The sequence below is a fragment of the Micromonospora sp. NPDC049559 genome (assembly GCF_040676675.1).
Lineage (GTDB): Bacteria > Actinomycetota > Actinomycetes > Mycobacteriales > Micromonosporaceae > JBFAPK01.
Genome location: NZ_JBFAPK010000065.1, coordinates 19,686 through 27,121, shown reverse-complemented (window position 1 = coordinate 27,121; position 7,436 = coordinate 19,686). Strand labels below are relative to the sequence as shown.

The following is a 7,436-nucleotide window of genomic DNA, read 5'->3' as shown; positions in this document are numbered from 1 at the left end:
GGTCGCACCAGCGCGCGCTAACCCGGCCGATCCCCCCGCGGATCTCGTCGACGGCCGCCCCCCCCACCCCGTCGAGGGGGTGGGCGGGCCGCCTTTCCGCTGTTCGTCAGGCCGCGCGGCTTTCCACGTAGGTGTCCTCGGGCACCAGGTAGACGCGGGGCACCGGGGCGAGCCGGAGCCGGAGCCGTACCCCGTCGCGCCGCAGCTGCCAGATCAGCGCGGCGACCGAGGCGACCAGCGAGATCAGCCCGCCGAGCCAGATGCTGGCGCCGGCGCCCAGGTGCTGGGCGGCCCAGCCGACGACCGGGGCGCCGATCGGGTTGGTACCGAGGAAGACCAGCACCCACAGCGCCATGACCCGGCCCCGGAAGGCGGCGTCCACGCCGAGCTGCACCCGCTGGTTGGCCGCCTGGGCGAAGAAGACGGTGAAGAAGCCGGTCGGCACCAGGAAGAGCACCACCAGCCAGTACGTCGGCGCCAGGCCGACCAGGGTGCCGAAGACCGAGCAGGCCACCGCGGCACCGAGGACCAGCCAGACCGAGGGACGGGCGCGCCGGCCGCTGCCGCTCAGCGCCCCGCCCAGCGAGCCGACGGCCAGCACGGTGGTGAAGAGCCCGAACGACGCGGCGCCGGTGTGGAACACGGTCTTGGCCAGCGCGGCGAGGGTGAGCTGGAAGTTGAACAGCGTCATCCCCATCACCGACATCAGCACCATCGGCAGGATCAGGTCCGACCGGCGCCGGACGTACCGCAGCCCGTCGACCACCCGGGCCGAGTCGCGCTCGTGCAGGGGCGGCAGGGCGGCGCGGTGCAGCTCGGCACCGTTCATGCGGACCACGCCGACCAGCGGCGCGAGCGAGCCGACGACGCTGATCAGGAAGACCGGGCCGACGTCGAAGGCGGCGATCGCGACGCCGGCGAGGGCGGGGCCGATGATCCGGGCGGAGTTGAAGGTCGCCGCCGAGAGCGACAGCGCGTTGGGCAGCAGCGGCGTACCGACGAGTTCGGAGACGAACGACTGGCGCACCGGGGTCTCCACCGCGTTGGCGGTACCGAGCAGCGCGGCGAAGACGAAGACGTGCCAGAGCTGGACCACGCCGGTGACCACCAGCAGGCTCATGCCGAGCGCGAGCACCGCCCAGGTGGCGTTGGCGATGAAGAGGATGACCCGCTTGTCGTAGCGGTCGGCGAGCCGGCCGGAGAGGAGGGTGAGCAGGAGCACCGGGGTGAACTGCAGGGCGGTGACGATGCCCAGGGCGCTCGCCCGGTCGCCCGACAGGTCGAGGACGAGCCAGTCCTGTGCCGTGAACATCATCCATACCCCGATCAGCTTGGTCAGCTGACCGATGGCGAAGAGCCGGTAGTTACGTACCTGCAGGGACTGGAACATGGTGCTCAGCTTTGCCCGCACTCGGGGTGCGCCTCCTCGGGTCGTACGCGTCATCCACGGCGGACGAAGCGGACCCGGTGAGTTGCGCGCCGGTCAGGCGCGAGCCACCTTCTGCAGGATCTCCGCGGCGCGCAGCAGCGTGTCGCGTTCCTCCGGGGTCAACTCGGCGAGCCGGCGGGCCAGCCACTCGTTGCGCGTCCGCTCCAGCTGGGCGAGCACCACGCGGCCGGCCTCGGTCATCGAGAGGATCACCTGGCGACCGTCGGTCGGGTGGGGGGTGCGCTGCACGAGGCCGCGCTCCTCCAACTTCGAGACGGTCTTGGTCATCGTCGGCGGCTGGACCCGTTCGGTGTCGGCGAGCTCGCGCGGGGTCAACGCGCCGGCCAGCCGCAGGCTGGTGAGCGCGGAGAGCTGCGTGAGCGTGAGGTCGTCGACCGGGCGGGCCTGCCGGACCCGTCGGTTGAGCCGGGTGATGGCGTCACGCAGTTGGCTAGCCAGCTGCGCCGCTGAGACGCGCTTCGCCATCACCGTCCGCTCCGTCACGATAGTTAGCCTAGCTAATAAGCCAGGCTAACGACCACCGTTATGACATCGATCACGAGGGAGTTTAGAAGATCACCGATTCGATCGGCCCGCGCAGGAAGTAGAGCAGGAAGAGCCCGGCCACCCCGTACAGCAGGGGGTGCACCTGCCCCGCCCGCCCCTTCGCCAGCTTGATCAACACGAACGTGATCACACCGGCGCCGATCCCGTTGGAGATCGAGTAGGTGAACGGCATCAGCACGATGGTGAGGAACGCCGGGATGGCGATCTCGTAGTCGGACCAGTCGATCGTCCGTACCGCGGTCATCATCAGGAACCCGACCACCACCAGCGCCGTCGAGGCCGCCTCGAAGGGCACCACCTCGACCAGCGGCGCGAGGAACATCGCCAGCAGGAACAGCCCGCCGGTGACCAGGTTCGCCGCGCCCGTACGGGCACCCTCCGCGACGCCCGCCGCGCTCTCGATGTACGACGTGTTGCTCGACGTGCTCGCGGCCCCGCCGGCCGCCGCAGCCACCGAGTCCACCAGCAGGATCTCCCGGGTACGCGGCGGCGTGCCGTCCGCGTCGAGCAGCCCGCCCTCCTGACCGACCGCGACCATCGTCCCCATGGTGTCGAAGAAGTCGGTGATCAGCAGGGTGAAGACGAACATCAGCGTCACCAGGACGCCCGCCCGGCTCCACGAGTCGAGGACGTTGAAGTTGCCGAGCAGGGAGAGGTCGGGCACGTCCACCACGGTCTTCGGCAGCTCCGGTACGTTCAGCGCCCAGCCCCGCGGGTTCGGCTGCCCGTTCACCACGGACGGTCCGACGTTCGCGACCGCCTCGACGACGATCGCCAGCACGGTCGAGCCGAGGATGCCGATCAGGATGGCGCCCCGGACCCGGCGCACCACCAGCACGACGGTCAGCAGCAGCCCGGCCACGAAGACCAGCGCCGGCCAGGAGACCAGCGTCCCGTTGATGCCCAGCCCGACCGGCACGGTGGTGTTCGCGGCGTCCGGTACGCGCCGGACGAATCCGGCGTCGACCAGCCCGATGATCGTCAGGAACAGGCCGATGCCCACCCCGATCGCCGTCTTGAGCTGCGTCGGTACCGCGTGGAAGACGGCGGTGCGCAGCCCGGTCAGCACCAGGATCCCGATGATGACGCCCTCGATCAGGACCAGGCCCATCGCGTCGGCCCAGGTCATCTCCGGCGCGATCTCGTACGCCACCAGCGCGTTGACGCCCAGGCCGGCGGCGAGCGCCAGCGGGAACCGGGCGACCACCCCCATCAGCAGGGTCATCACGCCGGCCACCAGAGCGGTGGCGGCCGCGAGCGCGGGAATCGCCAGCCGCTTGCCGTCGCCGTCCACGGCGTTGCCGAGGATCAGCGGGTTGAGCACCACGATGTAACCCATCGTGAAGAAGGTGGCCAGGCCACCGCGCAGCTCCCGGCCGAGGGTGGAGTTGCGGGCCGAGATCTCGAAGAAGCGGTCGAAACCGTTACGTGGTGTCACCGGAGCGGCTGTACCGCCGGTCCGGACAGGGGTTGTAGCCATCAAGTCCTCGCAGAGGGGGGTCGCGAACTTCCGCGCATCGTCGCAGATCAGTCGCGAGAAGCGGAAGTTGATCCCGTACCCTGACCTGCATGTCGCAGGAACCGCCGCGGCCCGAGCCGCTCGATCCGCCCATGGTGCCGTTCGCCGTCGGCGGGATCGTCGCGTGGGCGGTCGCGGGCCTGGTGCTGCTGCTCTTCTTCCGGGACTGGCTGGCGGCGAACGGGCACGAGAACTGGCTCTGGATCTGCCTCTCCGGGTTCCTCGCCGGCTTCGTCGGCCTGGCGGTCATGATCCGGCACGACGCCAACCGGCGCCGCCGCCGGGCCGCCGGAGGCCGGCCGGGCGGGACCGGGGATCGGCGGCAGAGCGCCGCCGGCCAGGACCGGGCGCGCTGACGCCGGCGTACCCGCCCGGGATCGCGGGTCGGGGTCCGCGCGGGGCGGCTCAGCCGTGTCCGTACGGCTCCGCCGGCTCGCCGTCCGTCACCGACCCCTCGGGCCGGCTGACCGCCACCGCCTCGACCTCGCTGTCGTCGTAGACCGTGGGCAGCTCGTCGACCGGCGTCTCGGGCGAGTCGACCAGGGTCTCCGAGTGCGCGCCGCAGCCGTGGTCGGCGCTGACCGCCCGGCCGTCGTCGGGGGCGTAGAAGTTGCCGCAGACCCCGAACGCCTGCCGCAGCGCGCCCGCGATCGGCAGGTAGAAGCCGCAGGTGCCGCAGCGGGCGGAGGCGGGGGCCGCCACGGAGATCGGGGCGCCCGGGCCGTGGTCGCCGTCGTACCACCGCTGCGCCGCCTCGGTACGCCCCTCGCGGGAGAGCACCCGGGCCCGGCCGAGGCCGAGCTCCCAGGCGGTCTCCTCGACCGCCGGATCGTCCGACTGCAGGTAGCCCGGGGCCAGCCGCTCGTCGTCCGGCGGGCTCGGCAGCAGGTCGCCCGGGCCGAGATCGCCCGGCTTCAGCCGCTCCTGCCAGGGCAGCCAGCCCGGCGCCAGCAGCGCGTCCGGGCCGGGCAGCAGGACGGTCTCGCAGACCGTGACGTGCCGGCTGCGCGGCACGCGGGTCACCGTCACCGCCCAGCGCCAGCCGCGGTAGCCCGCGAGGCGGCATTCGAAGAGGTGGGTGACGAGCCGGTCCCCCTCCGCCACCGCGGCGAGGTGGTCGCCGACGTCGGTCGGCTCGACCTCGGTGATCCCGGCGCGGGCCACGTCCACGGCGTTGGCGCAGACCTGGTCGAGACGTGCGGCGCGAGTGGCGGCGGTCCTGGTCACTCTCCCATTCTTCCCCATCCGGGTGGCCCGGCCGCAGCCACACCCCGGTACGACTTCCACACCTGTCCGCCCGAGGCCCCACGCGGCGGCCCGGCAGCCCGGACGTCCCGCCCGCACGACCCCGCACGGCCTGTGGGGAGGCCCGGGCGGGCGACCCGCACCGGTCGGCGCCATCCGGCGGGCGACCCGCGGAGAAGGTCCGGGGCGGGGGCGGGGGAATCGCGCCCGAGGCCGGACAGACGTCGCCCGGATGGGCGAGGATGGTCCCCATGCCGCTCTTCTCCCGCGCTGACCGCCGTGGCCGACGGTCTGCCCTGGGGCGTGCGGTCGGCATGTTCGTCCGGCTGCTCCGCCTGCTCTTCCGCGGGTCCCTGCGGAGCGGGCGGTGGATCACCCGCCAGGCCGGTTCGGCCCGGGCTCGGGGCGCCGCCGGCGAGGCCGGCATGATCCGCCTGTTCGACCTGCACGCCGTCTCCTGCGCCGGGGACACGCTGGTCGCGATCGGGCTCGCCGGCACGATCTTCTTCAACGCGCCGCTGGGCGAGGCGCGCAGCAAGGTCGCGCTCTACCTGCTGGTCACCATGGTGCCGTTCGCGCTGCTCGCACCGGTGGTCGGGCCGCTGCTCGACCACTTCCGGCACGGCCGGCGGTACGCGCTCGCGGCGACCATGCTCGGCCGCGCCTTCCTCGCCTGGCTGATCTCGGACTACCTGCACGGCTTCGGGCTCTATCCCGCCGCCTTCGGGGTGCTCGCGCTCTCCCGGGCGTACGGCGTGGCCCGCTCGGCCGCCGTACCGAGGCTGCTGCCCGAGGGGCTGAACCTCTCCCAGGCCGGGGCGCGGGCCAGCGTCTACGGCACCGTGGCCGGGGCGGTGGTGGCCCCGCTCGGGCTCGCGGCGTTCTGGGTCGGCCCGCAGTGGTCGCTGCGGGTCGCCTCGGTGATCTTCCTCGTCGGCATGGTGATCTCCCTGCGCCTGCCGCCCCGGGCGGATTCCGAGCCACCGGAGTCGATGCCCGGACCGTTCCGCGCGCTGGGCCTGCGCCGTGGCCGGGGCGAGCGGGCCCTGCGGGGCGGGCCGGGCGGCGCGCTGGTCGTCTCCACCCTGGTCGGCAGCGCCGCGCTGCGCGCCCTCTACGGCTTCCTGCTGCTCTTCTTCGCCTTCGCCATCAAGGCGGGCGACCTGACCACCGAGGTGCTCGGGCGGCGACTCACCGACAGCGCCGCGCTCGGTGTGATCGGCGGCGTGCTCGCGGCCGGCACCTTCCTCGCCACCGCGGTCGGCACCCGGCTGCGCATCCAGCGCCCCACCGCCATCCAGTCCAGCGGCCTGGTCATCGTGGCCGGCGTGGCGATCCTCACCACGCTGCGCTTCTCGCTGCTGACCGTAGCCCTGCTCGCCCTGGTCACCGCCGCGATCAGCGGGATCAGCAAGCTCGCCGTCGACGCCGCGATCCAGGAGCGGGTCTCCGAGCTGCAGCGGGCGAGCGCCTTCGCCCACTCCGAGACCGTGCTCATGCTCGCCTTCGTGGCCGGCGGCGGCCTCGGGCTGATCCCGGTCGACGGCCGGATCGGCGTCGGCACGGTGGCCGGGTTCGCCGTGCTCGCCGCCGTACGGGCCCTGGTGCTCGCGCGCCGGCTGCGCGAAGACCGCCTGCTCGGCCGCGCCACCCCCGACCCCGAACCACCTGCCGCTACCCAGAACACTGAATCCGGGCAAGGCGGCGACGCCGCAGCGCCGGTCGCACCGAATCCGGAGCGGGTCGTCCGGGCCGAACGGACGCCGCCCACGGCACGGGTGGGGCCCACCGTTCCACGCGAAGACATCAAGCCTGACGGGATTCGCGGGGGACGGTGGGCCCCACCCGCCCCCGAGGACACGCGCGAGCGGGGACGGTGGGCCCCACCCCACGAGAAGGCACCCGACGACGCGCCGCCCGGATTCCACATCTACCGACCCTCATCCGCGGTACCGCCGCGCACCGGTTCCGGTGACGACGAGGCCCGCCCCGAACCCCAGGGACCCATCACGTGAGCAGTGGTCTGTTGGTCGTCACCGCCGTACCGGCCGAGGCGGAGGCGATCCGCGCCGGTCTCGTTCCGGACGTACCGGTCACGGTCGCGCCGGTCGGGGTCGGCCCGGCCAGCGCCGCCGCCGGTACCGCCCGCCTGATCGCGCTCGCCGAGGCCGCCGGACGGCCGTACCGGGCGGTGGTCAGCGCGGGCGTCGGCGGCGGTTTCCCGGAGCGCGCCTCGCTGGGCACGATCGTGCTCGCCACCCGCAGCGTCGCCGCCGACCTCGGTGCCGAGTCGCCCGAGGGCTTCCTCCCGATCGAGGAGCTCGGCATGCCGCTGGCGCAGTTGGGCGCGCCGCCCGCGATCCCGGCGGACCCGTCGCTCCTGGCCCAGCTGCGTACCGCCCTGCCCCGCGCCACGGCCGGCGCGGTGCTCACCCTGAGCACGGTCACCGGTACCGCCGAGACGGCGAAGACCCTCGCGACCCGCTTCCCGGACGCGGTGGCCGAGGCGATGGAGGGGTACGGCGTCGCCGTCGCCGCGGCCCAGGCCGAGCTGCCGTTCGCCGAGGTACGCGCCGTCTCCAACCCCGTCGGCCCGCGCGACCGGGGTGCGTGGCGGCTCCGGGAGGCGTTCGACGCGCTCACCGCCGCCGCCGCGAACCTCGGCTGACCGGCGCG

The 7,436-nt window shown here is 73.4% G+C and carries 7 protein-coding genes; 3 read left to right on the top strand and 4 right to left on the bottom strand.

Going from position 1 to position 7,436, the window contains the following annotated elements; all coding sequences use genetic code 11:
• Window positions 1-106: 106 nt before the first annotated feature.
• The 3 genes from AB0J86_RS37970 to AB0J86_RS37960 all read right to left on the bottom strand — a co-directional run bounded on the left by AB0J86_RS37970 (window position 107) and on the right by AB0J86_RS37960 (window position 3,476).
• Window positions 107-1,411: an MFS transporter gene (locus AB0J86_RS37970; protein ID WP_363863492.1), complete on the bottom strand. Its 1,305-nt coding sequence runs from the start codon at window positions 1,409-1,411 to the stop codon at window positions 107-109.
• A gap of 72 nt (window positions 1,412-1,483) precedes the next feature.
• The gene (locus AB0J86_RS37965) at window positions 1,484-1,933 is read right to left on the bottom strand and encodes a MarR family transcriptional regulator (RefSeq protein WP_363863489.1); all 450 of its coding nucleotides are present in this window, start codon (window positions 1,931-1,933) and stop codon (window positions 1,484-1,486) included.
• A gap of 64 nt (window positions 1,934-1,997) precedes the next feature.
• Window positions 1,998-3,476 carry an NCS2 family permease gene (locus tag AB0J86_RS37960; protein ID WP_363863486.1) on the bottom strand — a complete coding sequence of 493 codons (1,479 nt, stop codon included), beginning with the start codon at window positions 3,474-3,476 and terminating at the stop codon, window positions 1,998-2,000.
• A gap of 89 nt (window positions 3,477-3,565) precedes the next feature.
• On the opposite strand from AB0J86_RS37960, the gene AB0J86_RS37955 reads away from it, so the two are divergent.
• A complete protein-coding gene (locus AB0J86_RS37955; RefSeq protein WP_363863483.1) occupies window positions 3,566-3,871 on the top strand; it encodes a DUF2530 domain-containing protein in 306 nt (101 codons plus the stop codon).
• 49 nt (window positions 3,872-3,920) lie between these two features.
• Here AB0J86_RS37955 and AB0J86_RS37950 read toward each other — a convergent pair whose 3' ends face one another.
• Window positions 3,921-4,760: a DUF3027 domain-containing protein gene (locus AB0J86_RS37950; RefSeq protein WP_363863480.1), complete on the bottom strand. Its 840-nt coding sequence runs from the start codon at window positions 4,758-4,760 to the stop codon at window positions 3,921-3,923.
• A 251-nt stretch (window positions 4,761-5,011) separates the two neighbouring features.
• On the opposite strand from AB0J86_RS37950, the gene AB0J86_RS37945 reads away from it, so the two are divergent.
• Window positions 5,012-6,775, top strand: a complete 1,764-nt coding sequence (locus AB0J86_RS37945) for an MFS transporter (protein ID WP_363863477.1) — start codon at window positions 5,012-5,014, stop codon at window positions 6,773-6,775.
• Window positions 6,772-7,428, top strand: coding sequence for a futalosine hydrolase (locus AB0J86_RS37940; RefSeq protein WP_363863474.1), 657 nt, complete (start codon window positions 6,772-6,774; stop codon window positions 7,426-7,428). Before AB0J86_RS37945 ends, AB0J86_RS37940 begins: the two co-directional genes overlap by 4 nt.
• The last annotated feature ends 8 nt before the right edge of the window (window positions 7,429-7,436 follow it).